Source organism: Streptomyces olivochromogenes (assembly GCF_001514115.1).
Classification (GTDB): Bacteria; Actinomycetota; Actinomycetes; order Streptomycetales; family Streptomycetaceae; genus Streptomyces; species Streptomyces olivochromogenes.
In genome coordinates this window covers 577,967-604,679 of sequence record NZ_KQ948453.1, presented here as the reverse complement: position 1 = coordinate 604,679, position 26,713 = coordinate 577,967, and the positions used below count along the sequence as shown (strand labels likewise).

The 26,713-nt window shown below is 70.2% G+C and carries 19 protein-coding genes; 12 read left to right on the top strand and 7 right to left on the bottom strand.

The annotated features are described in order from the left end of the window. Positions 1-95: 95 nt before the first annotated feature. The 3 genes from AQJ27_RS12375 (at position 96) to glpK (ending at position 4,461) form a co-directional block, all read left to right on the top strand. Positions 96-1,721 (top strand): GGDEF domain-containing protein, encoded by a 1,626-nt coding sequence (locus AQJ27_RS12375; RefSeq protein WP_067366289.1) that lies wholly within the window; start codon positions 96-98, stop codon positions 1,719-1,721. Between the two features lie 423 nt (positions 1,722-2,144). Beyond that, positions 2,145-2,885 (top strand): MIP/aquaporin family protein, encoded by a 741-nt coding sequence (locus AQJ27_RS12370; protein WP_067366286.1) that lies wholly within the window; start codon positions 2,145-2,147, stop codon positions 2,883-2,885. Between the two features lie 55 nt (positions 2,886-2,940). After that, the gene (gene glpK, locus AQJ27_RS12365) at positions 2,941-4,461 is read left to right on the top strand and encodes a glycerol kinase GlpK (RefSeq protein ID WP_067366283.1); all 1,521 of its coding nucleotides are present in this window, start codon (positions 2,941-2,943) and stop codon (positions 4,459-4,461) included. A gap of 118 nt (positions 4,462-4,579) precedes the next feature. Here the strand turns inward: glpK and AQJ27_RS12360 are convergent, their stop codons facing one another. Genes AQJ27_RS12360 through AQJ27_RS12340 form a run of 5 tightly spaced genes read right to left on the bottom strand, consistent with a single transcriptional unit; the run spans position 4,580 to position 12,550 of the window. Further along, the gene (locus AQJ27_RS12360) at positions 4,580-5,185 is read right to left on the bottom strand and encodes a GTP-binding protein (RefSeq protein WP_054237193.1); all 606 of its coding nucleotides are present in this window, start codon (positions 5,183-5,185) and stop codon (positions 4,580-4,582) included. Then, positions 5,166-8,795, bottom strand: coding sequence for a hydantoinase B/oxoprolinase family protein (locus tag AQJ27_RS12355; RefSeq protein WP_067366280.1), 3,630 nt, complete (start codon positions 8,793-8,795; stop codon positions 5,166-5,168). Before AQJ27_RS12355 ends, AQJ27_RS12360 begins: the two co-directional genes overlap by 20 nt. 24 nt (positions 8,796-8,819) lie before the next feature. After that, the gene (locus AQJ27_RS12350) at positions 8,820-9,215 is read right to left on the bottom strand and encodes a DUF742 domain-containing protein (protein WP_067366277.1); all 396 of its coding nucleotides are present in this window, start codon (positions 9,213-9,215) and stop codon (positions 8,820-8,822) included. Positions 9,216-9,224: 9 nt separating this feature from the next. Continuing rightward, positions 9,225-9,665 (bottom strand): roadblock/LC7 domain-containing protein, encoded by a 441-nt coding sequence (locus tag AQJ27_RS12345; RefSeq protein WP_054237190.1) that lies wholly within the window; start codon positions 9,663-9,665, stop codon positions 9,225-9,227. Beyond that, complete coding sequence (locus AQJ27_RS12340) at positions 9,662-12,550, bottom strand: sensor histidine kinase (protein ID WP_067366274.1); 2,889 nt, start codon at positions 12,548-12,550, stop codon at positions 9,662-9,664. Before AQJ27_RS12340 ends, AQJ27_RS12345 begins: the two co-directional genes overlap by 4 nt. A gap of 673 nt (positions 12,551-13,223) precedes the next feature. Here AQJ27_RS12340 and AQJ27_RS58580 point away from each other — a divergent pair. Further along, positions 13,224-13,802 (top strand): hypothetical protein, encoded by a 579-nt coding sequence (locus tag AQJ27_RS58580; RefSeq protein WP_067366489.1) that lies wholly within the window; start codon positions 13,224-13,226, stop codon positions 13,800-13,802. A 195-nt stretch (positions 13,803-13,997) separates the two neighbouring features. Here the strand turns inward: AQJ27_RS58580 and AQJ27_RS12330 are convergent, their stop codons facing one another. Then, positions 13,998-15,191, bottom strand: coding sequence for an NAD(P)/FAD-dependent oxidoreductase (locus tag AQJ27_RS12330; protein ID WP_201264409.1), 1,194 nt, complete (start codon positions 15,189-15,191; stop codon positions 13,998-14,000). 34 nt (positions 15,192-15,225) lie between these two features. After that, the gene (locus AQJ27_RS12325) at positions 15,226-15,546 is read right to left on the bottom strand and encodes a bifunctional 3-phenylpropionate/cinnamic acid dioxygenase ferredoxin subunit (protein ID WP_067366270.1); all 321 of its coding nucleotides are present in this window, start codon (positions 15,544-15,546) and stop codon (positions 15,226-15,228) included. Between the two features lie 215 nt (positions 15,547-15,761). Between AQJ27_RS12325 and AQJ27_RS12320 the strand changes: the two genes are divergently transcribed. The 8 genes from AQJ27_RS12320 (at position 15,762) to AQJ27_RS12285 (ending at position 26,675) form a co-directional block, all read left to right on the top strand. Further along, positions 15,762-16,583, top strand: a complete 822-nt coding sequence (locus tag AQJ27_RS12320; RefSeq protein WP_201264410.1) for an IclR family transcriptional regulator — start codon at positions 15,762-15,764, stop codon at positions 16,581-16,583. A gap of 286 nt (positions 16,584-16,869) precedes the next feature. After that, the gene (locus tag AQJ27_RS12315) at positions 16,870-17,955 is read left to right on the top strand and encodes an S-(hydroxymethyl)mycothiol dehydrogenase (RefSeq protein ID WP_067366268.1); all 1,086 of its coding nucleotides are present in this window, start codon (positions 16,870-16,872) and stop codon (positions 17,953-17,955) included. Beyond that, a complete protein-coding gene (locus AQJ27_RS12310) occupies positions 17,952-18,608 on the top strand; it encodes an MBL fold metallo-hydrolase (RefSeq protein ID WP_067366266.1) in 657 nt (218 codons plus the stop codon). The genes AQJ27_RS12315 and AQJ27_RS12310 overlap by 4 nt, the downstream gene beginning before the upstream one ends. 43 nt (positions 18,609-18,651) lie before the next feature. Continuing rightward, positions 18,652-21,153, top strand: a complete 2,502-nt coding sequence (locus AQJ27_RS12305; protein WP_067366263.1) for a GcvT family protein — start codon at positions 18,652-18,654, stop codon at positions 21,151-21,153. 48 nt (positions 21,154-21,201) lie between these two features. After that, the gene (solA, locus tag AQJ27_RS12300) at positions 21,202-22,356 is read left to right on the top strand and encodes an N-methyl-L-tryptophan oxidase (RefSeq protein ID WP_067366260.1); all 1,155 of its coding nucleotides are present in this window, start codon (positions 21,202-21,204) and stop codon (positions 22,354-22,356) included. A gap of 11 nt (positions 22,357-22,367) precedes the next feature. Further along, entirely contained in the window at positions 22,368-23,513 is a 1,146-nt protein-coding gene (locus AQJ27_RS12295) for an aromatic ring-hydroxylating oxygenase subunit alpha (RefSeq protein WP_067366257.1), read from the top strand. After that, entirely contained in the window at positions 23,506-24,972 is a 1,467-nt protein-coding gene (locus AQJ27_RS12290) for an aldehyde dehydrogenase family protein (RefSeq protein WP_067366254.1), read from the top strand. The genes AQJ27_RS12295 and AQJ27_RS12290 overlap by 8 nt, the downstream gene beginning before the upstream one ends. 119 nt (positions 24,973-25,091) lie before the next feature. Then, positions 25,092-26,675 carry an APC family permease gene (locus tag AQJ27_RS12285; protein WP_067366251.1) on the top strand — a complete coding sequence of 528 codons (1,584 nt, stop codon included), beginning with the start codon at positions 25,092-25,094 and terminating at the stop codon, positions 26,673-26,675. Positions 26,676-26,713: the final 38 nt, after the last annotated feature.

Below are 26,713 nucleotides of genomic sequence, written 5' to 3'. Positions count from 1 at the left end.
GCGGCCGTCTGCACTCGGTGTGACGACCTCGGAATGCTGCGTGAACAGCTCGTGAATCGCGCCCGGGCCTGCGCGGGCGGGGCCAGTATGCTCCCGTGCCCTCCTGGACGGATACTGTCCGCTTCGCCTTCCAGCCGGTCGTCAACCTGACGACCGGAGGGGTTGCGGCGCTGGAGATACTCGCCCGTCCCGAATCCGGCGACATCCTGGCACAGGCCCGTCGCGACCCCGAACTCGACGGGCGGCTGGCGGCGTTGGCGATGCGCGCCGCGGCCCGCAGGGAGACGATGCTGCCGCTGCACGTGAATGTCTTCGCCGGGACACTGGCCGATCTCGGACGGCTCGCTGCGCTGCGCGACGCCGTGCGCGAGGCCGGTCGGCTGCCGTGGGAGGTGACGATCGACATCGGTCCGCCGTACACGCACGTGCCCCACCAGGCCCTGCTGGAGGCGGTGTCCACGGTTCGGAGCGAAGGATTCCGGATCTGTGCGGACGGAGTGGGCGACGGCGACGTACCCCTGCGGCTGCTCACGGATCTCGCGCCCGAGCTGGTGAAGCTCGACGCGTCCCTGCTGACGCGACCGGCGGCGGTCCGGGCGATGCGGACGCTGTGCGAGCAGTTGGGCGCGCTGCTGTCCGTGGAGGGCGTCGAGACGGAGCTGCAGTGCGCGGCCGCGGTGTCGGCGGGGGCGCAGTTGGCGCAGGGCGAGCTGTTCGCGCCGCCCGCACGGCTGCCCGTCGCGGACGTATACGTTCCGGCCCTCTCCCCCGGCGTCGCGGCGGCCCCCCGGTCGGGACCGTCGGTTCGGCAGTTCGTGCGGCCCGCCGCGCTGCTGCCCGCGACGGCGTCCGCGGGGCAGGTGCGGGCGCTGCTCACCGGCTCGCCCGACGTGTCCGGTGTGCTGCTCGTGGATCCCTCCGGGATCCCGGTCCGCTCGGTGCACCGGTCACGGTTCCTGCTGTCGATGTCGGGGCCGTACGGGCATGCCCTGTACGCCGACCGGCCGGCCGCCAAGCTCGGCGATCCGCCGCGTACGGTCGGCGCCGACGCGACCGCGTGGGAGGTCCTCGACGTGGTGGCGGACGGCGAGCGGGACCGTACGTCGGACGATGTCGCGGTCGTCGATCACTACGGGCGGTGCGTGGGTGTCGTACGCCTGGCCGATCTCGTACGAGCGCTCTCCGAGAGCCGGGTCGAGGAGGCGGCCGGGCTCAACCCGCTGACCAGGCTGCCCGGTTCGGACGCGATCACCGGCGAGGTGGACCGGCGGATCGCCGACGGCTCGACGTTCGCGCTCAGTTGGCTCGATGTCGATCACTTCAAGCAGGTCAACGACGGAGCGGGCTTCGCCGCGGGTGACGAGCTGATCCGGGCGGTGGGGCGAACGCTGCAGCACGCGGCTTCCGGGACGACCCGGGTGGGACACATCGGCGGCGACGACTTCCTGGTCCTCGCGGATCCGGAGACTCTCGGCCCGCTGGCCGGCACGGTACTCGACGCGCCCTGGTCGGCGGGCGGACGGCCCGTCACCTTGTCGCTGGCCACGGTCCTGTGCACGCCGGGCAGCGTGACCGACCACCGACAGGCGGCGGCCTGCCTGGCACCGCTCAAGCAGGCCGCCAAGGCTCTGAGCGGGGCGAGTTGGGTGCTGGGGCGGGCGGGACTGCCGGGACATGAGGTCCTGCGTGGCGCGGGGGCGGAGCGGGCACAGGCCGGTTGAGCGACGGACCGGGAGGTATTTACGCAACGGCCGCGCGGCCCGGGACCTCTGTGACGGGTGAGGGCGAAGGGATTGTCCGCCCGAGACCGTGTCCCGGACAGGCCCGTACCGCGTCCCGATCTTGGCTCGTTCACTGCCCTCAACCGTTGCCGTCGGCGACCTTGACGCCCTCTGGGCGCCGGTGAACACTTCCGGATGTCAGTCGGCATCGCCGCATTCGGGCGTCTTCAGGGACCGCACCGCTCGGGTTCCCGACCTGTTTCCAAGGCCGTCCCCCACGGGCGATTCCGCTGCGACGGCACGCTCGTCACGGACGCCGGGCGGGGCGCGGGACCTCCCTGCCTTCGGCTGAAGTAGCCATGGGAAACGCACCCCGCACGGTGGCCCGGAGCGGACCGCTCCGGGCGAGGCCTAGGAGCCGCCATGAGCAACAGCGACATTTTTGTCGGCGAGTTGATCGGCACTGCGATTCTGATTCTGTTCGGCGCGGGGGTCTGCGCCGCGGTCACCCTCAACAAGTCCAAGGCGCAAGGCGCAGGCTGGGTCGTCATCGCGTTCGGATGGGGTTTCGGCGTGCTCGCCGGGGCCTACACCGCGGCGCCGCTGTCCGGCGGTCAGATCAACCCGGCCGTGACCATCGGTTTCGCCATCGAGGGCTCGACGAAGTGGGAGGACGTTCCCTTCTACATTCTGGGCCAGTTCGCGGGCGCCATCGTCGGCGCCGTGCTCTGCTGGCTGCTCTACCTCGGCCAGTTCAACCTCAACGCCGACGAGGACAACGCCATCGAGACGCTGGGCATCTTCTCGACCCGGCCGGAAATCAACCATCCCGTGCAGAACCTCATCACCGAGACCATCGCCACCGTCGGCCTGATGCTGCCCATCCTGGCCATGGTCGGCGGCCACAAACACGTGGCCGGGATCGGCGACGCGGGACTGCCCGTCCAGCTCATCGCGTTCCTCGTGGTCGGTATCGGACTATCGCTGGGCGGCCCCACCGGGTACGCCATCAACCCGGCCCGTGACCTGGGACCGCGCCTCACCCACGCATTGCTGCCGATTCCCAACAAGGGCACCTCGGAGTGGAGTTACTCCTGGATCCCGGTGGTCGGCCCGATCGCCGGCGCCGCCATCGGGGCCGCGATCTACAACGCAGCCTTCTGACGAGAACGCAGCCTTCCAACGCAGCCTTCTGACGAAGAAGACGTAAGGGGACGCCATGACGGAGAACGCCGAGAAGTACGTCGCCGCAATCGACCAGGGCACCACCTCCAGCCGCTGCATCATCTTCGACCGGAGCGGCGCGATCGTCGCCGTCGACCAGCGCGAGCACCGCCAGATCTTCCCCAAGCCGGGCTGGGTGGAACACGACGCCACCGAGATCTGGTCCAAGGTGCAGGCGGTCGTCGCGGGAGCGATCGCCAAGGCGGGGCTGCGCGCCGACCAGCTGAGCGCGCTCGGCATCACCAACCAGCGCGAGACGACGGTCCTGTGGGACCGGGCCACCGGCAAACCCGTGCACAACGCGATCGTCTGGCAGGACACCCGGACCTCGGCGCTCTGCAACCAGCTGGGCGGCACGGACGGCCAGGACCGCTTCCGCGAACAGACCGGCCTGCCGCTGGCCAGCTACTTCTCCGGCCCCAAGGCGGCCTGGCTGCTCGACAACGTGCCAGGGCTGCGCGCGCGTGCCGAGCGCGGCGAGATCGCCTTCGGCACCATCGACTCCTGGCTGATCTGGAACCTGACCGGCGGCACGGACGGCGGTCGGCACGTCACCGACGTCACCAACGCCGGGCGCACGATGCTGATGAACCTGGAGACCCTTCAGTGGGATGCGTCGATCCTCGCGGCGATGAACGTCCCCGAGGCGGTGCTGCCCGAGATCAGGTCGTCGGCCGAGGTGTACGGCACCGCCGTGGGCCAGCTGGCGGGCGTCCCCGTCGCCTCGGCGCTCGGCGACCAGCAGGCGGCGGTCTTCGGGCAGGCCTGTTACGACGTGGGCACCGCCAAGAACACGTACGGCACCGGCAGCTTCCTGCTGCTCAACACCGGCAACCGGCCCGTCCCCTCGAAGAACGGGCTGCTGACGACCATGGGCTACAAGATCGGCGGCGAGGCGCCCGTCTACTGCCTCGAAGGGTCGATCGCGATCACCGGCGCCCTGGTGCAGTGGTTCCGCGACCAGCTCGGCATCATCCGCAACGCCGACGAGATCGAGACGCTGGCCGCGAGCGTCGACGACAACGGCGGCGCGTACATCGTGCCCGCGTTCTCGGGCCTGTTCGCCCCCTACTGGCGCTCCGACGCGCGCGGTGTCGTCACCGGCCTCACCCGGTACGTCACCAAGGCGCACCTCGCCCGCGCGGTCCTGGAGGCGACGAGCTGGCAGACCCGTGAGGTCGTCGACGCCATGTTCCAGGACTCCGGCGTGCAGATCACCACCCTCAAGGTGGACGGCGGCATGACCAAGAACAATCTGCTGATGCAGCACCAGGCGGATGTCCTGGGCGTGCCGGTGATCCGTCCCCGGGTGTCCGAGACGACCTGTCTGGGCGCGGCCTACGCGGCCGGTCTCGCGACCGGTGTGTGGAACGACCTCGACGAGCTGAAGTCGCACTGGCAGAAGGACGTCGAGTGGACACCGTCCATGGAGGACTCCGTGCGCGACCGTGAGTACCACAACTGGCGCAAGGCGGTGGAGAAGAGCTTCGGCTGGCACGAGGACGACGTCAGCTGAGACAGGGGTCCACGCGCGCGTGCGTCTCGCGTGAGCCACACGCGTGTGCGGGACGACGGCCCGTACCCCGGTCGGCGGGGGTACGGGCCGTTTGCGCGGTTCGGACCGTATGTGCGGGTCAGGTGGTGACCGGTTCGCGTCGGTCGGCTCCGTACGCCATCGCGTGCTGGACGACCTCGATGAGGACCTCCTTGGCCGACTCCCGGTCTCTCGCGTCGCACAGCACGACCGGAACGTCGTCGTCGAGGTCGAGTGCCTGGCGGACCTCGTCGACCGGATACCGGGCCGATCCTTCGAAGCAGTTGACGCCCATCACGAACGGTATGGAGCGCCGCTCGAAGTAGTCGACGGCGGCGAAGCAGTCCTCCAGGCGGCGCGTGTCGGCGAGTACGACGGCGCCCAGGGAGCCGGAGGCGAGCTCGTCCCACAGGAACCAGAAGCGGTCCTGTCCGGGCGTCCCGAAGAGGTAGAGCACCAGGTCCTCGCGGAGCGTGATGCGGCCGAAGTCCATGGCGACGGTGGTGGTGTGCTTGCCCTCCACGCCGCTGGTGTCGTCGACCGGGCGGCCCGCCTCGGTGAGCACCTCCTCGGTGCGCAGCGGTTTGATCTCGCTGACCGCGCCGACCAGGGTCGTCTTGCCCACCCCGAAGCCACCGGCCACCAGGATCTTGAGCGTGACGGGCTCGACCGGGGGCTTGCCGCGCTCAGAACGCCCGAAGATCATCGATCTCTTCTCCTGCTTGATGGGGGTCGTGGGACGGTGGGCCGTAGCCTCCGCCGCCGGGGGTTTCGATGACAAGTACGTCGCCGGGGCCGACGTCCGCCGTATCACTTGCGCCAAGTTCCGTGACCGTGCCGTCCGCGCGCTCCACCCGGTTGGCGCCGAGCGCTCCGGGCTCGCCGCCGGCCATGCCGTAGGGCGGGACCCTGCGGTGCTGGGACAGTGTGGAGACTGTCATGGGCTGATGGAACCGGATACGGCGCACGGCGCCGTCCCCGCCGCTCCAGCGCCCGGCTCCGCCGCTGCCCGGGCGGACCGCGAACTCGTCGAGCTGGACCGGCAGTCGCCACTCCAGGATCTCGGGGTCGGTGAGCCGCGAGTTGGTCATGTGGGTCTGTACGACGGAGGCTCCGGGGAAGCCGTCGCCCGCTCCGGATCCGGAGGCCACGGTCTCGTAGTACTGGTAGCGCTCATTGCCGAAGGTGACGTTGTTCATCGTTCCGGACCCTTCGGCCTGCACGCGCAGGGCTCCGTACAGCGCGCCGGTGATCGCCTGAGAGGTCTCCACATTGCCGGCGACCACGGCGGCGGGGGCTTCGGGAGCGAGCATCGAGCCGCGCGGCACGACGATGTCGAGCGGGCGCAGACAGCCGTCGTTGAGCGGGATGTCGTCGGCGACAAGCGTGCGGAAGACGTACAGGACGGCGGCGTTGACCACCGCGAAGGGTGCGTTGAAGTTGGTGCTGAGCTGCGGGGAGGTTCCCGTGAAGTCGACAGTGGCGGAACGATTTTCGCGGTCCACGGAGACCCGGACACGGATGACCGCCCCGGAGTCCGTCTCGTAGGCGAACTCACCGTCTTCCAGGGCGTCGATGACGCGGCGTACGGCTTCCTCCGCGTTGTCCTGCACGTGCCGCATGTAGGCCTGGACGACGTCGAGGCCGAAGTTCTCGATCATGCGGGCGACTTCGTCGACGCCCTTCTGGTTGGCGGCGATCTGGGCACGCAGGTCGGCGAGGTTGGTCTTCGGATTGCGCGAGGGGTAGGGCGCCTCGGTGAGCAGGCGGAGCGTCTCGGCCTCGCGGAAGTGGCCGTTCTCGGCGAGCAGCCAGTTGTCGAAGAGGATGCCCTCTTCCTCGATGGTGCGGCTGTTCGCGGGCATGGAGCCCGGGGCGATGCCGCCGATCTCGGCGTGGTGTCCGCGCGAGGCGACGTAGAACAGGATGTGCTCACCCTCCGTGTCGAAGACCGGGGTGATCACGGTGACGTCGGGGAGGTGGGTGCCTCCGTGGTACGGGTCGTTGACCGCGTACGTGTCACCCGGGCGCATGCTGTCGCCGCGCCGCCGGATGACCTCCTGCACGCTCGTGCCCATCGAGCCCAAGTGGACAGGGATATGAGGGGCGTTGGCGACAAGGCTGCCGTCGGGGTCGAAGAGCGCGCAGGAGAAGTCCAGGCGTTCCTTGATGTTGACCGACTGGGCCGTGGACTCCAGACGGGCACCCATCTGCTCGGCGATGGACATGAAGAGATTGTTGAAGACCTCGAGGAGAACCGGGTCCGCTTCTGTGCCGAGATCGGAACTCTGCGTAACCGCCACGCGTTCCATGACCAGATGCCCGTCGTCGGTCGTCGCGGCCCGCCAGCCGTCGTCGACGACGGTCGTCGCGCCGGCCTCGGTGATGATCGCGGGGCCGGTGACCGTTTCACCGGGAGGCAGTTCCTCGCGGCGGTGCAGGGGTACGTCGCGCCAGGCCCCACCGGTGTGGAGGCTGACCGTCTGCGTCGCGCCTCGGGCGGACGAAGGGGTGGCGAGGGCGGAGAGATCGGGGGGTTCGGTGAGTCCGGTGGCCTCTACGGAGAGGGCTTCCACGACGACCGGACGGTCGAGGGTGAAGGAGTAGGTGGCGCGATGGCGTTCTTCGAAGGCGTGGGTCATGCTGTCGGGCTCGGTGAGCTCGACGGTGAGCGCCGTGTCCGTTCCGTCGTAGCGGAGTTGGGCGCGGCGGGTGACGCGGATGCGGTCCTCGGGCACGTCCTCCGCGAGGAGTTCGCTGCGGGCAGCGCCCTCCAGGTCGTCGGCGGTCTTGAGGATGCCGGGCATCGCGGAGGCCTCGAGGGGTGCCTCCACGGACTGCTCGCGCATGGCCGTCGTGTCGGCGAGTCCGATGCCGAGGGCGGACAGGACACCGGCCATGGGCGGGACGAGGACGGTGCGGATGCCGAGCGAGTCGGCGACCATGCACGCGTGCTGGCCGCCCGCGCCGCCGAAGGTGGTGAGCGCGTACCGGGTGACGTCGTGGCCCTTCTGGACCGAGATCCGCTTGACCGCGTTGGCGATGTTGGCCACGGCGATCTGCAGGTAACCCTCCGCCACCTGCTCCGGAGTGCGGTCGTCGCCGGTCTTCTCACGGATCTCGCGCGCGAGGGCGGCGAACCGGTCACGGACGAGGGTGTCGTCGAGGGGCTGGTCGCCGTCGGGGCCGAACACTTTGGGGAAGTGGGTGGCTTGGATGCGGCCGAGTGCGACGTTGGCGTCCGTGACGGTGAGCGGGCCGCCACCGCGGTAGCAGGCGGGGCCGGGGTCGGCGCCGGCCGAGTCGGGGCCCACCCGGTAGCGGGAGCCGTCGAAGTGGAGCACCGAGCCGCCGCCCGCGGCGACGGTGTGGATGTCCAGCATGGGCGCCCGCAGCCGGACCCCGGCGATCCGGGTGGTGAAGACCCGCTCGTACTCGCCCGCGAAGTGCGAGACGTCCGTGGACGTGCCGCCCATGTCGAAGCCGATGACACGGTCGAAGCCGGCGAGCTGCGACATCCGGGCCATGCCGACGATGCCGCCCGCCGGGCCGGACAGGATGGCGTCCTTGCCGCGGAACTGACCCGCTTCGGCGAGGCCTCCATTGGACTGCATGAACATCAGCCGCACGCCCTGGAGCTCATCGGCGACGTGCTGGACGTAGCGGCGCAGCACGGGCGACAGGTAGGCGTCGACGACGGCTGTGTCACCGCGCGGGACGAGCTTCATCAGCGGGCTGACCTCGCTGGAGAGCGAGATCTGCGGGAAGCCGGTGCGTGCCGCCAGTTCGCCGACGGCCTCTTCATGGGCGGGGTGGAGGTGACTGTGCATGCAGACGACGGCGACGGCCCGGATCCCGGAGTCGTACGCCTCCTGGAGGGGCCCGGCAAGGGCGTCCAGGTCGGGGGCGCGCAGGACCGTGCCGTCGGCGGCGATCCTCTCGTCGACCTCGACCACGCGTTCGTACAGCAGCTCGGGCAGTTCGATCGCGCGGGCGAAGATGTGGGGGCGGTTCTGGTAGGCGATGCGCAGGGCGTCGCGGAAGCCTCGGGTGACGACGAGGAGGGTGCGCTCTCCCTTGCGTTCCAGGAGGGCGTTGGTGGCGACGGTGGTTCCCATACGGACGGCGTCGATCCGCGCGCCCTGGGCGTCCTGGCCGCTGCCGAGGAGTTCGCGGACGCCCGCCACCGCCGCGTCGGCGTACCTCGCCCGGTTCTCGGACAGCAGTTTGTGCGTGAGCAGGCGGCCGTCCGGGCGTCGCGCGACGATGTCGGTGAAGGTGCCGCCTCGGTCGACCCAGAACTGCCAGCCTGTCACGTCTGTTCCCCGCTTCCGCCCAGCTCAGAGCGCCCGGAGGCCGCTGATCACGTCGCGCAGAATACTCTCGTCCGGCAGCTCGGCAGGGGGTACGGGACGTGTCACATGGACCATTTCCTCGGTCACGAGGTCCCCGATCAGGACCCGGACCACTCCGATGGGCAGGTCGAGCTCGGCGGCGAGCTCGGCGACCGACTGGGGGGTGCCGCGGCAGAGCTCGACTATGTCCACGTGTTCCGGGGACAGCGAATGGTCCGCTTCGGGGTCGTCCGCGTGTGGCTCGGTGACGACCACCGCGATCAGGTCGAGGCGATGCTGGGCCGGACTGGTGGTGCGCCCGCGTGTCATGGCATAAGGACGGACCACCGGTCCGGCGTCGTCGTCGAACCAGTGGCGTTTTCCCTGACCGTCTCCGCTCATGCCATCCCACTACCCGCCCGAGGGCAGATCGGTGCGCGGAGCGGCGGCCAGATGTGCGCCGACCCTCTTCACCAGGAGCGTCATTTCGTAGGCGACCTGCCCGACATCGGAGTCGGCGTCCGAAAGAACGGCGAGACAGCTGCCGTCCCCGGCGGCCGTGACGAAGAGGAAGGCCTCCTCGAGCTCGACCACGGTCTGCCGGACACCGCCCGCCTCGAAGTGGCGGCCGACGCCCTTGGCGAGGCTGTGGAAGCCGGAGGCGACGGCGGCCAGATGCTCGCTGTCCTCCCGGGTCAGATCCTTGGAGGCCCCGGTGGCAAGGCCGTCGCCGGAGAGCACGATCGCCTTGCTGATGCTGGCCACGCGGTCCACCAGGTCGTCGAGCAGCCAGTTCAGCTCTCCCGACGTCTTGCTGGTCGCGGTGGGCCCTGTGGCCTTCGGTGCGGTCATCGACCGTCCCCCTTCGTCGTTCCTGGTGCTGTGCCGCCCTGGGCCCCGTCGCCCGCGGCGTTCTTCTCGCGGCCCCGCTGCCAGCCCCGCTGGAGCGAGGCCATCCGGCTGCGTACCTCGTCGGCGTCGCGATCGGCGAGTTCCGCCACCTTCGGGGTGTGGTCCTTGTCGCGCTCGGCGCGCCGTTCGGGTCCGTCCTTCAACTGGGGGGCCAGATTGGCCTGCCGGACGCGGCGGGGCAGCGGGCTCGCACCCGATTCTGCCCCTTGCGTCGTGGCGGCGGAGCCCGAGGTGGTCCCGGCCCTGCCCGACGGCGAGCCGGCGGAGCGAGTGCGCCGGGGGAGAGCGGGGGCCTCTCGGAGGCCGGACGCCTCGGAGCGAAGGCCCGGAGTCTCGGGGCGTTCGCCGTTGCGGCGCCCGGAGGTCTCGGTGCGGTCGGCACGCCGGGCGGTCCACGACCGTGCGCTCGCCCTCTCCGCGATGCCTTGCCTCTCCACAGGCTCGAGGACCGGTTCAAGGCTCTCCACCGGCTTCAGCGCCTCGGCGGGCTCCTCGCCCGCCTCGCCGCGCCGGGGCCTCGTCCGGGTCACGGGACGACCGTGCGAGCTGACCAGCTTGGGAGTTCTGCGGCGCGGCAGGGGCGCCGGGCCCCCCGCGTGGTCGTCGTCGCCGGAGCCGGCCGGCTCCGCGCCGCCTGTCCGGGGCTGCTGGTGGGGCCGGTGCTGCTCGACCGGGACACCCGCTATGGAGCGGCGCGGCCGGAACAGACCTCCCTGCTCGGCGTCCTCGTCGTCGAGGGCGTCCGGGAAACCGCCGAGCGCGTCCAGATCGACCGGCGCCTCCAGTTCGACCGGCCCGTCCAGGATCGCGGCGGGCAGGCCGGGGAGGCGCACCGGTACGTCGGAGAGCGCCGCCTTGCGGTCCTCCTCGATCTTGCCCTCCTTCGAGGGCAGCGCTCGGTCGAGACGGAAGCCGATGCCGTTGGTGTCCGGGACGTCGTCCGTGAGCAGCGCGTCGGGGATGAACACCACGGCCGTGGTGCCGCCGTACGGGGAGGGCTGGAGGGAGACACGGACGTTCTGCCGCTGCGCGAGGCGGCTGACCACGAAGAGACCGAGCCGGTCGGTGTCGGACAGTTCGAACTCGGGGGTCTCGGCGAGCCGCAGGTTGGCGTCGAGGAGCGCTTCGGCCGCCATGCCCAGACCGCGGTCGTGGATCTCCAGGGTGAAACCGTTGGCGACGCGTTCGCCGACGACCTGCACGGCCGTGTGCGGGGGTGAGAACACCGTGGCGTTCTCCAGGAGTTCGGCGACCAGGTGCGTGAGGTCGGCGACCGCGGGCCCGGTGACGGCGACGCGGGGCAGTCGGCGTACCTCGATGCGCTCGTAGTCCTCGACCTCGGCGACGGCGGCGCGGACGATGTCCATGAGCTGGACGGGCTTGCGCCACTGTCGGGACGGGGCCGCGCCGGACAGGATGACCAGGCCCTCGGCATGCCGGCGCATACGGGTGGTCAGGTGGTCGAGGCGGAACAGGTCGGCGAGTTCGTCGGTGTCCTCGGTCCTGCGTTCCATGGTGTCGAGGAGGGTGAGCTGCTTGTGCAGCAGGACCTGGCTGCGGCGGGCGAGGTTGACGAAGACCTCGGAGACACCCTCCCGCAGTTCGGACTGTTTGACGGCGGCCTCGACGGCCGCGCGCTGAAGGGTGTTGAGGGCCTGGCCGACCTCGCCGATCTCGTTCTTGTCGTACTCCAGGCGGGGCACTTCGGTCTCGACGTCGACCTGTTCGCCCCCGGAGAGGCGGCGCATGACGCTGGGGAGCCGCACGCCGGACGCCTCGTGTGCGTCCAGGCGCAGCCGGCGCAGGTCGCGGATGAGGCTCCGGCCGATGCGTACGGACATGACGAGCGAGGCCAGCAGGGCGATGAGTCCGAGGACACCCGCGATGACGGCCTTGACGATGACGCCCGTGGCCACGGGACGGACGCGGTCCTGGTAGTGGTCGGCGGCCGTGTCGTCGAGGTCGGCGAGTTCGTCGAGCACATGTCCGGCCGCCCGGTCCCAGCTCTGCGCGGTGACACCGTGCGGGGATCCGGCCGGGGAGGTGACGACAGCCTGCTCCGCCACGCGCAGGGGAGCCGTGTCGGCGTTCGACCAGTAGCGCTCGAAGCGGCCGCGTTCCGAGGAGGGCAGCAGCGGCAGGCTGATGTCGTACAGCAGGGTGCGCTGCGCGACGAGATCGGAGATGTCGCGGATGTCGTCGCGGGTGACGCGTCCCGCGACCAGCGCGGAACCGAGGAGGGCGTCCTCGCGGGAGAGCAGTTCGCGGGCGTTGGCGACGTTGACGAGGGCGCGGCCCTGCTTGTCCATCTCCACGTTGTCCACGACGTGGAGGTTGGCCATCAGTGTGTAACAGGGGTCGACCAGCCGGTTGTAGAGGTCGAGGGCCTGGGCCCGGTTGACGGTGCCCTCCTCGACGCTGCGGCGCAGCGAGTCGACGCCGTCGAGGGCGTCCAGGATGGTGGTGAGGCGCTGTGAGGTGCCCCCGTTCATCTCTTCCCGTACGTCTTCGTCCTTGGCGTTCTTGCGGACCTTCGCCACGGCCCGGTCGGTCGCGGTGCGACTGCGCTTCAGCGCCGCCAGCGCTTCGGAGGCACGGGGATCGGCGAGATAGACGAGTGTCTGGCGGCGTTCCTGCTGGAGAACGCTGATGGTGTCCTCGGTGGGGTAGCCGATCTTCTCGACGACGTCCGACACGTTGAACAGCTGGTTGGCCGCGCGGCCGGTGAGTACCGTCGCGAAGGCCCAGATCCCCGTCAGGGAGAGGAGCGGCACGAGGAGCAGCGCCACGATCTTCCGGCGGATGGACTTCCCGCGAAAGCGCATGGCCTCCCCCAGCTCGACCCCCTCCGGCCCGGGGGCACACCTGTGCGTCAACAAACGGCGTGAGCCTACTACTGACCCACAGGTAACTCGAAGACGTGTCCGGGCAGCTGCCCGGCGTGAAGAGGGTGGAACCCGGGCTGTTGAGGGAACCGGAGATGGGTAGTTGTCCGTTCATTGGGGGAGATTGCCGCCCCGAATCCGGCATGCCGAGCAGGAGCTCATCGAGCCTGTGAACTTGGTCAGTTGGCCGGAATTTTTCGCTTGTTGGGAATCTTCGGGGCACATTGTTCGTCCTTCTCTACGGGAAATGGGGGCGGAATCGGCCACAGGGGCCGCATGCCGCGTCCAGGCGGCGTAAAACAGCGCAAGCCGGGCAGCCACTGGGGAGCAGGTGTCGCATGACACCCGTGCGAGGGTCTGCTGGGCGGTGGGGAGTGACAAGTTGATGGGCACGGCGGAGCGGGGCGGGACACCAGGGGTGGGTACTGCGGCGCCTGTGGCGGTGCGAACGGCCACACGAACACCGGATCGCGACATACCGGTGGACTCGGCGGACGGACGCGACGAAGTGAGCGGACAAGGCGTTGTCACGGACGGGCGCGATCGGGTGAGCGGGCAGAGCGAGGCCCTGGCGGGACACGACCGGAAGAACGACCGGGCGCGTGCAGCCGGGATCGGAAGCGAGCACCTGAGCGCCCGGGCCGTGGCCGAGGGCCGGCCCGAGCCGGTGGGCGGGCGGGGCACGGCCACCGGCGGGAATGAGCGGGCGGTCAGGGAGGGTGCTGCTGACGGTCAGCGGCATGTCGGCGGGCGGGCGCGGGGCGTCGTCGGGCACGCGGACGGATACGAAGAGCAGGCGTACTACCGGCCGTTGTGGATCGAGGAGCCCGCGCGTCGGCGACGGCTGCCCGATCCGGTGCGTACGTCGGCCGTGCGTGCGGTGCTGATCATCGCGGTGACCCTGATCCAGGCCGTGATCGCCTTCCTGTCCACGCTGGCGGAGTCATGGCTCGCCTTCCCGATGGTCCTGAGCAGCGTGGCCAGCACAGTGGTGGCCACCTGGGCCGCCCTCGACGTCTGGGTCACCCGCCAGGTGTGGAACCAGCGCAACGGCGTGGTGTCCGAACCCAGCAGCACCGCAAGGACCCTGAGGCGCGAGCGGCGCCGGGCCCGACGACAGGCACGCGCGACGGAGCGCGCTCAGGACCGAATACAGCGGCAGGGCGGCGCCGGGCAGTTGTCCCACCCCTGAATACGGCTTGCGACGAGTACGGGTCGCGGCTGAGTACGGCACGGCTCACAGCTGAGCCCGGCTCGTGACTGAGCCTGGCTCACGGCTGCGTACGGCTGGCCACGGCACGGCCGAGGGGCGGACTCCACGGACCCCGTGGACCTGGTGGACCTGGTCGTCCAGGTGGACCGCGTCCGTGGGTCCGCCCACAGTCCGTCAGCTCGCCACGGCTCCCGCCCGCTCCACCGGGTCCTCGCTGCGCGCCAGTTCACGGCGTGCCTTCATGAACGGGCGAGGGCGGTCGATGGAGAGCACGGCTGTAGTGCGGCCGCCGCGCTCGTACAGGGCGAGAAAGCCGCCTTCGGCCGGTGCGCCGTCGTCGAGCGCGCCCTCGGTGATGCGAACGGTGTCCGCCGCGTGCCGGCGCCCCGCGAACTGGATCCGTGCGCCGTACTGATCGGACCAGAAGTAGGGCAGGGACCGCGCGCTCTCGACAGTGCGCCCGGCGAGCAAGTTGCGCACCGCGACGCGGGGTTGTTCGGTGGCGGAGGTCCAGTGCTCGGCGCGGGCGCCTCCGACACGGGCCACGTCGCCGACGGCGACCACCTGCGGCAGTGCGGTGACGCAACCGTCGTCGCACAGCACGCCATCGTGCAGAGCGAGTGTCGAACCGGCGAGCCAGCCGGTGTTGGGGACGGCGCCGATGCCCACGATCACGACATCGGCGGGCAGAACCCGGCCGTCGGAGAGCTCCACACCCGTGACGGTGCCGCTCCCCCGCAGGCCGGCGACACCGATGCCGGTCACGAGGCCTGCACCACCGCGGCGATGCAGGGCGGCGCACACGGCGGCCATCTCTGGGCCGAGTTGGGGAACGAGGGGCAGGGGTGCGGCCTCCACGACGGTGACCTCGTGGCCGAGTCCGGCACAGGAGGACGCGGTCTCGGCGCCGATGAAGCCGCCGCCGATGACGACGACGCTGCGCGGGCCCCGGGAGAGCTCCGTGCGCAGGGCGCGGGCATCGTCGAGGGTGCGCAGGGTGTGCACGCCGACGAGGCCGTCCCCCGGGAGCCGGCGGGCCGAGGCGCCGGTCGCGATGACCACGCCGTCCGTGGAGACGGTGCGGCCGTCGTGGAGGAGGACGGTGCGCCCCCGGGAGTCGAGGCCGCGGGCGCGTACGCCGAGCAGCCACTCGGCGTCGAGTTCGGCGGTCTCCTCGGCGTCGGCGAGGGCGAGTCGGGCCTCGTCGGCGCGGCCGGTGAGGAAGTCCTTGGAGAGGGGCGGTCGGTCGTACGGGTGGTGGGGCTCGTCCCCGACGACCACCAGGCGGCCGTCGAACCCCTGGGCCCGCAGTTCCCGGGCGGCGTACAGCCCGGAGAGGGAGGCACCGACGACGGTCACGGTCCTCATGAGGCGCGCCCCTCGGCGCACTCGGTCAGGGCGTTCATGCGGCGGTGCCCTCCTCCGCGGCCAAGTGGACGTGGATGACTCCGTCGTCGACGGTGACGCGGTGGGTGCGGACGGGGCGGCGTGCGGGCAGGCACGTCGGCAGGCCCGTACGGAGATCGAATGAGGCGGCGTGCAGCGGGCATTCGATCAGGCAGCCCTCCAGCCAGCCCTCCGAGAGGGAGGCGTCCTGGTGGGTGCAGGTGTCGTCGATGGCGTACAACTCGCCGTCGGCGTTGAACACCGCGATGGGCGGCGTGGTGTCGACACGGACGGATTCGCCCGCGGGGAGGTCGTCGAGGCGGCAGACGGGAATCATGGGCCCCCCTCTCGGTCCTGGACTCTTCGTCCGGGACCTCCTGGTCCAGGTGGGTCCGGAGACCTTTCGGGTTCCGGACGCTTCGGTAACATGGTGTTTCGCATGGCGCACGAGGGAGCGCTATGCGCAACAGAATCCGCGCGGGGGTCCTGTCACGTCAAGGGCTTCCCGCAGATGCGGCCCAAACCGGGCCGTCAGGTGGTGAGAGTTGAGCTATGACCCGCACGCAGAAGCAGGCTGAGCACAACGGGGACAGTTCCGAGAAGCAGCACGGGAGAGGGGCCGGCAGCGCCGTCCAGTCGGTGGACCGCGCCGTGAGCGTGCTGGAGATCCTCGCCCGGGTCGGCGAGGCCGGGGTCACCGAGATCGCCGAGGAGCTGGACGTGCACAAGTCCACCGCCTTCCGCCTGCTCGGTGTCCTGGAGAACCGCGGTCTGGTGGCCCAGGCCAAGGACCGCGGGAAGTACTACCTGGGGGCCGCCGTACTGCGTCTGGCGGGGGCGGCTGCGGTGCGCCTCGACATCTCCCAGGAGGGCGTCCCGGTCTGCCGCGAACTCGCCGACGAACTGGGCGAGACCGTCAACGTCGCGGTGCTCGACGACGACGCGGCGGTCAACATCATGCAGGCGCGCGGCACCGCGTCGGTCACCGCGCAGAACTGGCTGGGAAGGCGCACCCCGCTGCACGCGACCTCCAGCGGCAAGGTGCTGCTCGCGCACATGCCGCCCACCCTGCGCGAAGGTCTGCTCGCGCGCGCCCTGCCACGGTTCACCGAGCGCACGATCACGGGTACGTCCGTGCTGCGCGCCGAGTTGGAGGCCGTGGTCGAGCAGGGCTACGGGGTCACCATCGAGGAACTGGAGCTGGGGCTCGCCGCCGTGGCCGCGCCGATCCGGGCGCACGACGGGAAGGTGATCGGGGCGATCAGCGTGTCGGGTCCGGTGTACCGGCTGAACTCCGATCGGCTGCCGGAGCTGGCCAAACGGACGGTGGCGGCGGGGGCCGAGCTGTCGCGCCGGATGGGGTACGGCTTCTGACAGCCCTTCAGGGGCGAAGGGGCGGGGCACGGGATTCTCCCGGCCTCGCCCCTTCCCGTGTCCGGTCCGCGTGTCCAGTCCGCGTGTCCAGTCCGTGTGTCCAGTCCGTGTGTCCAGTCCGTGTGTCCAGTCCGTGTGTCCGGTCCGTGTGTCCGGCACGTTTCGGGCGGCCCGTTCCTTTTGCCAAGGGTTAACGCCGACCCCTTGACGACCCCATGACGGCGTTCTCAATATGTTCCTCATCGCGCAACCCATCGTGCATTGCGCAACAGCAGAGGAGCTTGTCGTGCCACACGAGGTCCGTGCCGTAGTCGCCGTCAAGAAGGGCGCACCCGTCGAGGTGCAGACGATCGTCGTTCCCGACCCGGGCCCCGGAGAGGTGCTCGTCAACGTCCAGGCTTGCGGGGTGTGCCACACGGATCTGCACTACCGGGAGGGCGCGATCACCGACGACTTCCCCTTCCTGCTCGGCCACGAGGCGGCCGGCACGATCGAGGCGGTCGGCGACGGCGTCACCGACCTGGTCCCGGGCGACTACGTGGTCCTCGCCTGGCGGGCGCCCTGCGGAACCTGTCGCTCCTGTCGCCGCGGGCGCCCCTGGTACTGCTTCGACTCCCGTAACGCCACCCAGCCGATGACGCTGCTCGACGGCACCCCGCTCAGCAACGCGCTGGGCATCGGCGCCTTCGCCGAGAAGACCCTGGTCGCGGCCGGGCAGGCGGTGAAGATCGACCCGGCCGCCCGCCCCGAGGCCGCGGGCCTGATCGGCTGCGGTGTGATGGCCGGATACGGCGCGGCGGTCAACACCGGCAACGTCGGGCGCGGCGACACGGTCGCCGTCATCGGCTGCGGAGGCGTCGGCAACGCGGCGATCGCGGGCGCCTGTCTCAACGGCGCGATGAAGGTCATCGCCGTCGACATCGACGACAAGAAGCTCGACCAGGCCGAGAAGTTCGGCGCCACCCACACGGTGAACTCGCGCGGGACGGATCCCGTCGAGGCCGTCCGCGCGCTCACCGGCGGTTTCGGGGTCGACATCGCCATCGACGCGGTGGGCCGGCCGGAGACGTACAAACAGGCCTTCTACATGCGCGACCACGCGGGTGTGCTCGTCCAGGTCGGTGTCCCCGACCCCGAGATGAAGATCGACCTCCCGCTGATCGACCTGTTCTCGCGCGGCGGTGCGCTGAAGTCCTCCTGGTACGGCGACTGCCTGCCGAGCCGCGACTTCCCGTTCCTCATCGACCAGTACCTGTACGGACTGCTCGACCTCAACGCCTTCGTCAGCGAGACCATCTCCCTCGACCAGGTCGAGGAGGCGTTCGCGAAGATGCACCGCGGCGAGGTGCTGCGGTCGGTGGTGGTCCTGTGAGCCAAGCCGCGCCCCAGGGACACGGTCACGAACAGGACCACGCGGTACGGGTCCAACGCGTCGTCACCTCGGGCACCTTCAGCCTCGACGGCGAGACCTTCGACGTCGACAACAACGTCTGGCTCGTGGGCGACGACGAGGAGGTGTTGATCGTCGACGCCGCCCACGACGCCCCTACGATCCACAAGGCCGTCGCCGGACGCCGTGTCACCGCGATCGTCTGCACCCACGCGCACGACGACCACATCGACGCGGCCGCCGAGCTCTCCGTACTGACCGGCGCGCCCGTGCTCCTGCACCCCGACGACAACGAGCTGTGGTCCTTCACGCACCCCGGGCGCAAGCCCGACGGGGAACTGCGCGACGGCCGGATCCTGACGGTCGCAGGCATCGAACTCCAGGTGATCCACAGCCCCGGCCACACCTGGGGCAGCTGCTCCCTCTACGCCCCGTTCCTGGACACGGTCTTCACCGGAGACACCCTCTTCCACGGCGGCCCCGGCGCGACCGGCCGCTCGTACTCGGACCGGCCCACCATCGAGGCCTCGCTCCGCAACCGGCTCCTCACCCTCCCCGGCAACACGGTGGTCCGTACCGGGCACGGCGAGGACACCACCATCGCCGCCGAGCGCCCCCACGTCCCCACCGTCTGATCCACCCCGAGCGCGTCCACTCCCCACCCCGGCAAGGAGGGGCATGTCCAGCACGCCCGCAAACCATCCCCGTGTCGTCATCATCGGCGCCGGCATCGTCGGCTGCTCGCTCGCCGACGAGCTGACCGCCCGCGGCTGGACCGACGTCACCGTTCTCGAACAAGGGCCGCTGCCCGCCCCGGGCGGCTCCACCTCGCACGCGCCGGGCCTGGTGTTCCAGACCAGCCCGTCCAAGACGCTCACCGCGTTCGCCCGGTACACCGTGGAGAAATTCAACTCGCTCCAGGTCGACGGCGTCTCCTGCTTCAACCCGGTCGGCGGTCTCGAACTCGCGACCACACCCGAGCGCCTCGCCGACCTGCACCGCAAGGCCGGTTACGCCGCCTCGTGGGGCGTACGCGGCGAGATCGTCAGCGCGGCCCGCTGCAAGGAGTTGTGGCCGCTCATCGACCAGTCCGCCGTCCTCGGCGGCTTCCACACCCCCGACGACGGCCTGGCCCGCGCCGTACTCGCGGCCCGCGCCCAGACGGAACGCGCCACGGAACGGGGCGCCCGCTTCCTCGACCGCCACACGGTCACCGGTATCGAACAGGAGGACGGCAAGGTCACCGGCGTGGTCACCGACCGCGGCACCTTCCCCGCCGACCACGTCGTCTCCGCGGCCGGTTTCTGGGGCCCGGTCATCGGCCGGATGGCCGGGATCGATGTCCCGCTCCAACCGCTCGCACACCAGTACGCAAAGACCAAGCAGCTCCCCGAACTGGCCGAAGCCGCCCCGAACGCCACCTCCGAAGCCACCCCGCAAGCCACCGCCCACGCCCCCACCGACGCCTCGAAGCCCATCCTCCGCTTCCAGGACCGCGACCTCTACTTCCGCGAGCACCACGACCGCATCGGCATCGGCAGCTACGCCCACAAGTCGCTGCCCGTCGACCCGTTCGGGATCCTCCCCTACGACGAGGCGCGCGCGAACGACATGGAGATGCCGTCGTCGTACCCCTTCACCGAAGAGGACTGGGCACCGAGCTGGGACGACTGCCGCTGGCTGATGCCCGCCCTGCGCGAGACGGAGATCGAGGAGGGCTTCAACGGCGTCTTCTCCTTCACCCCGGACGGCATGCCGGTGCTCGGGGAATCGCGCGGGCTGCGCGGATTCTGGCTGGCCGAGGCCGTCTGGGTCACCCACTCCGCGGGGGTCGCGAAGGCGGTCGCCGAATGGATGGTCGACGGGCGCGCCTCCATCGACCTGCACGAATGCGACCTCACGCGCTTCGAGGACGCGCAGCGCTCACCGTCGTACGTCCGCGAACGCGGCTCGCAGCAGTTCGTCGAGGTGTACGACGTCCTGCACCCCCTCCAGCCGATGGAGCACCCGCGCCCCCTGCGCGTCAGCCCCTTCTACGCCCGGCAGCAGGAACTCGGCGCGTACTTCCTGGAGGGCGGCGGCTGGGAGCGCCCGCACTGGTACGAGGCGAACGCCCCGCTCGTGGACGGTCTGCGGCTCCCCGAGCGCGACGCCTGGTCGGCCCGCTACTGGTCGCCCGTCGCGGCCGCCGAGGCGAAGGCGACCCGCGAGAAGGTCGCCCTGTACGACATGACCCCGCTGCGCCGCCTCGAAGTCACCGGGCCCGGGGCACTCGACTTCCTCCAGCGCATGACCACCAACAACCTCCGCAAGAAGCCCGGCGCGGTCACCTACACGCTGCTCCTGGACGAGACGGGCGGCGTACGCTCCGACCTCACCGTCGCGCGCCTCGCCCCGGACCGATTCCAGGTGGGCGCCAACTCCCCCACCGACCTGGACTGGCTGGTCCGGCACGCCCCGGACGACGTACGGATCAGGGACATCACCTCCGGCACCTGCTGCATCGGCGTCTGGGGTCCGCTCGCCCGCGAGCTCGTGCAGCCGCTGACCCGCGACGACTTCTCGCACGAGGGCTTCGGCTACTTCCGCGCGAAGGAGACCTGCCTCGGGCACGTCCCGGTGACGGCGATGCGGCTGTCGTACGTCGGCGAGCTGGGCTGGGAGTTGTATACGTCCGCCGATCTGGGGCTCAGGCTCTGGGACACGCTGTGGGAGGCGGGCCAGGAGCACGGCGTGATCGCGGCCGGGCGCTCCGCCTTCAACAGTCTGCGACTGGAGAAGGGCTACCGCGCCTGGGGCGTGGACATGACCGACGAGCACAACCCGTTCGAGGCGGGGGTCGGCTTCGCGGTCCGGATGGACAAGGACGGGTTCGTCGGCCAGGAGGCGCTGCAAGGCCTCGCCACGGAGGAACCCGCGCGCAGGCTCACCCCCCTCCTCCTCGACGACCCGGTCTCGGTCGTGCTCGGCAAGGAGCCCGTCTACGTCGACGGCGCCCCGGCGGGTTACGTGACCAGCGCCTCGTACGGCTACACGCTGGGCCGCTGCGTCGCGTACGCCTGGCTGCCGGCGCTCCCGACCGGTACGGGCGTGCACATCGAGTACTTCGGCGAGAAGGTCCCCGCGACCGTCGCGGAAGAACCCCTCTTCGACCCGAAGATGAACCGAATCCGCCGCTGAAACCGATCAATAGACAAGAGCCCGGCCACACGGCATAAGGAGGCCCCTGTGTCCCCCACGTACGACGTGATCGTGATCGGTCTCGGCGGTATGGGCAGCGCCGCCGCCCACCATCTGTCCGCCCGCGGTGCCCGCGTGCTCGGCCTGGAGAAGTTCGGCCCGGTGCACAACCGCGGCTCCAGCCACGGCGGTTCCCGCATCACCCGCCAGTCCTACTTCGAGGACCCGGCGTACGTGCCGCTGCTGCTGCGCTCGTACGAGCTGTACGAGGAGCTGGAGCGGGCGACCGGCCGGGAGATCGCCACCCTGTGCGGCGGCGTCATGGTCGGACGCCCCGACTCCCGGACGGTCTCCGGTTCGCTGCTCTCCGCCGAACAGTGGGACCTGCCGCACGAGATGCTGGACGCCTCCGAGATCCGCCGGCGTTTCCCGACCCTGACCCCGAAGGACGACGAGGTCGCGCTGTTCGAGGCGCGGGCCGGGCTCGTGCGCCCCGAGAACACCGTCGCCGCGCACCTCCAGCTCGCCACCCGGCAGGGCGCCGACCTGCACTTCGAGGAACCGATGACCCGCTGGGAGCCGTACAAGGACGGCGTACGCGTCCACACGGCCGAGAACACCTACACGGCGGCCCACCTGGTGATCTGCCCGGGCGCGTGGGCACCGCAGCTGCTCACCGACCTCGGGGTGCCGTTCACGATCGAGCGCCAGGTCATGTACTGGTTCCAGCCGAGTGGCGGGGTCCAGCCGTTCCTGCCGGAGAACCACCCGATCTACATCTGGGAGGACGCGGCCGGAGTCCAGGTGTACGGCTTCCCGTCGATCGACGGGCCGGACCTGGGCACCAAGGTCGCCTTCTTCCGCAAGGGGGTCCTGACCACCCCGGAGACCATCGACCGGACGGTCCACGAGGACGAGGTCCAGGCCATGGCGGATCACATGTCCCGGCACATCCCGGATCTGCCGGGCGCCTTCCTCAAGGCCGCCACCTGCATGTACTCCAACACTCCCGACGAGCACTTCGTCATCGCCCGCCACCCCGCCCACCCGGAGTCCGTGACGGTGGCCTGCGGATTCTCCGGGCACGGCTTCAAGTTCGTGCCGGTCGTCGGAGAGATCGTCGCCGACCTCGCCCTGACCGGCACCACCGATCACCCGATCGGGCTGTTCGACCCCCACCGCCTCGCCGCCGCGCCCGCCTGAGGAGTACGCACGTGACGACGACCCCCGTCTCCCCGTCCCCCATCTCCCCCAGCCTGATCGCCACCCTCCCCGGGCACTACTACACCGACCCGGAGATCTTCCGGCAGGAGCAGGAGTCCCTGTTCGAGTCGATGTGGTTCTGCGCCGTCCGCTCCGCGGACCTCGCCCGGCCCGGCGCCTTCCGCACCGTCCAGGTGGGCCGCGAGAGCGTCCTGATCACCCGCTCCCGCACGGGTGAGCTGCGCGCCTTCCTGAACATCTGCCGCCACCGCGGGGCCCGGCTGTGCACCGAGGAGTCCGGGGAGGTCCGCCGCAATCTGCAGTGCCCGTATCACGCCTGGACCTACGACCTCGACGGCAAGCTGGTCGCCGCGCCGAACCTGATCAAGATGCCGGACGTCGACCGCGTCGAGTACGGCCTGGTCAAGGTCGCGCTGCGCGAGTGGCTCGGGTACGCCTGGGTGTGTCTGGCCGACGAGCCGCCCTCCTTCGAGGAGACGGTGACGGGCGCCGCCGTGGAGCGGCTGGGTGACGCCGCCGCCATCCAGCACTACGGCGCCGAGAGGCTGGCCCTCGGCAAGCGCATCACCTACGACGTGAAGGCGAACTGGAAGCTGATCGTCGAGAACTTCATGGAGTGCTACCACTGCGCGACGATCCACCCCGAACTCGTCGACGTCCTCCCAGAGTTCGCCGAAGGCTACGCGGCCCAGTACTACGTGGGGCACGGCGCCGAGTTCGGCGAGGACATCCAGGGCTTCACGGTCGACGGCAGCGAGGGCTTCGGCCGGTTGCCGGACATAGCGGACGACCAGGACCGTCGCTACTACGCGATCACTGTGAAACCGACGGTTTTCATCAACCTGGTCCCCGACCATGTCATCCTGCACCGCATGTTCCCGCTGGCCGAGGACCGCACGGTCGTCGAGTGCGACTGGCTCTACGCGCCGGAGGTCGTGGAGTCCGGCGCGGACGTGTCCAAGTCGGTCGAGCTCTTCCACCGGGTCAACGAACAGGATTTCGAGGCGTGTGAACGTACGCAGCCGGCCATGGCCTCGCGGGCCTACCGGAACGGTGGTGTCCTGGTGCCCACCGAGCACCACATCGGGATCTTCCACGAGTGGCTGATCCAGCAATTGGGAGGCCCCAGTGCCTGACCTGTTCATCGACGGTACATGGCGGAGCGCTCTCGACGAGCGCACGCGCGAGATCCGATGCCCCGCCGACGGCTCCCTGGTGGGTGTCGTCGACGAGGCGGGCGGCAAGGACACCGTCGAGGCGATCGCCGCCGCGCGCCGCGCCTTCGACGAGGGTCCCTGGCCCACGACCCCGGCCGCGGACCGCGGTGACCTGCTGCTGCGCGTCGCCGACCTCCTCGTACGGGACAAGGACGCGCTCGCCCGCGCCGAGTCGCTCGACACCGGCAAGCGGCTCGTCGAGAGCGAGTACGACATCGACGACATCGCGAACTGCTTCCGCTACTTCGGGCGGGCGGCCACCGCGGAGACGGGCCGGGTCGTCGAGACCGGTACGGCGAGCGTCGACAGCCGGGTCGTGTACGAACCGGTCGGGGTGTGCGCGCTGATCACGCCCTGGAACTATCCGCTCCTGCAGACCGCCTGGAAGGTCGCCCCGGCGCTCGCCGCGGGCAACACCTTCGTCCTCAAGCCGAGCGAGCTCACCCCGCACACGGCGATCCATCTGATGCGGCTGCTGGAAGAGGCCGGGCTGCCGCCCGGAGTGGCCAACCTCGTCCTCGGCGCGGGCCCCGAGGCAGGGGCTCCGCTCGGCGATCATCCGGACGTAGACCTCGTCTCCTTCACCGGCGGGCTGCAGACCGGGCGGCGGCTGATGGCCGCCGCGGCCGGGACGGTGAAGAAGGTGGCCCTGGAACTCGGCGGCAAGAACCCGAACATCGTCTTCGCCGACGCCGACTTCGAGACGGCCGTCGACATGGCGCTGACCGCGGTCTTCCTGCACTCGGGGCAGGTCTGTTCGTCCGGGGCCCGGCTGCTGGTCGAGGACTCGCTGCACGACCGGTTCGTCGACGAGGTCGTCCGCCGGGCCTCGGAGATCCGGCTCGGCGGCCCGTTCGACGAGCGGGCACAGAGCGGGCCGCTGGTCTCGGCGGCGCATCGCGCCAAGGTCGAGGCGTACGTGGCCAAGGGTCTGGCGGAGGGCGCGGTGCTGCGCTGCGGCGGGGCGCGGCCCTCCGGGCCCGAGTTCGAGGCGGGCTTCTACTATCCGCCGACCGTACTGGACGAGTGCTCGTCCGACATGTCCGTGGTCCAGGACGAGTCCTTCGGGCCGGTGCTGACCGTGGAGCGTTTCAGCGGCGAGGCGGAGGCCGTGCGGCTCGCCAACGACACGATCTACGGGCTCGCGGGCGCCGTCTTCACCACCGACGAGGCCAAGGCCCAGCGCGTGGCGGCCCGGCTGCGGCTCGGCACGGTCTGGATCAACGACTACCACCCCTACGTCCCTCAGGCGGAATGGGGCGGTTTCAAGCAGTCCGGCTTCGGGCGCGAGCTCGGCCCCGCCGGCCTCGCCGAGTACCGCGAGGCGAAGCACATCTGGCGCAACACCAACCCGTCCCCACAGGGGTGGTTCGCGTAATCCCCTGATGATCCCCCGGTGACGTCCGGATGATCTGATCCGCTGATCCCTTGCTCCCCTGATTCCCCCCACTCACCCGCACGAGCCGCGCCCCTCTCCCCCGATCCAGGAGGCCGCTCATGACCACCCATCCACCAGCGACCGAGCAGAACGACGACGCCGAACTCTCCGAGTTCGGCTACAAGCCCGAACTCAAGCGCACCCTTGGCAACTTCCACACCTTCGCCGCCGGCATCAGCTACATCTCCATCCTCACCGGCACCTTCCAGCTCTTCTACTTCGGCTACGGCAGCGGTGGTCCCGCCTACTGGTGGTCCTGGCCGATGGTCTTCATCGGCCAGTTCATGGTCGCCCTCTGCTTCGCCGAGCTCGCCGCCCGCTATCCCGTGGCCGGCTCCGTCTACAACTGGTCGAAGAAGGTGGGCAATCCGCACATAGGCTGGCTCGCGGGCTGGATGATGCTGCTCGCGTCGATCGTGTCGATCTCGGCCGTGGCACTCGCCTATCAGTTGACGCTTCCCCAGATCTCCTCCACCTTCCAGTTCGTGGGTGACGGCACGGGCAAGTACGACGTCGCCACCAACGCGGTTCTGCTGGCGGCCGTACTGATCCTGTTCACCACCCTGGTGAACGCCTTCGGTGTGAAGCTGATGGCGACCATCAACACGGCGGGCGTCTTCATCGAGTTGATCGCCACCGTCGTACTGATCATCCTGTTCGCGGTGCACATCACCCGCGGCCCGCAGGTGGTCATGGACACCCAGGGCACCGGCCACGGACAGTCGTTCGGCTACCTCGGCGCGTTCCTGGTGGCCTCGCTGGCGTCCGCGTACGTCATGTACGGATTCGACACGGCCTCCTCGCTCGGTGAGGAGTGCCTCGACCCGTCGCGCAACGCGCCGCGCGCCATCATCCGTGCCATCGTCGCCTCGTTCGTCCTCGGCGGGCTCGTGCTGCTGCTCGCGCTGATGAGCGTCTCCAGCCTCAAGGGCGACAAGCTCTCCACCGACGGTCTGCAGTACATCGTCCTCGACGTGCTCGGTCCGACGGCCGGCAAGGCGATGCTGTGGTGCGTGCTGATCGCGGTCACGGTGTGCGCCCTGGCCGTGCACACGGCGGCGATCCGGCTGGCCTTCGCGATGGCCCGCGACAACAACCTGCCCGCCTCCTCGAAGCTGGCCAAGGTCAACGCGCGCTTCCAGACGCCGGTCCTGCCGACCGTGATCATCGGTGTGCTCGCACTGGCGATCCTGGTGGTCAACATCCGCCAGCCGCAGATCTTCACCGTGGTCACCAGCATCGGCATCATCATGATCTACCTTGCATATCTGCTGGTCACCGGCCCGATGCTGGTCGCGCGGCTGCGTGGCAAGTGGCAGCCCGCGGGCGACGGCAAGTTCTCGCTCGGCCGCTGGGGGCTGCTCGTCAACATCGTCGCCGTGGTGTGGGGCACGGTCATGACGGTCAACCTCATCTGGCCGCGCTCCGCGGTCTACAACGCGGCCGCGCCGTACCACTGGTACCTGCGCTGGGGTGCCGTCCTGTTCGTGGGCGTCGTCGCGGGCGGCGGCTTCGCCTACTACTGGCTCGTGCAGCGGCACCGGACCGGGGTGCTCGCCGAGCACCAGTTCCAGGCCTCCGCGACGGCTTCCGTCGCGACTCCCGTGGCCCCCGCGACCCCCGCGACCCCCGCGACCGACTGAAGGACCGTCACACGACCGACCGAAGAGCAAAGCAAGGA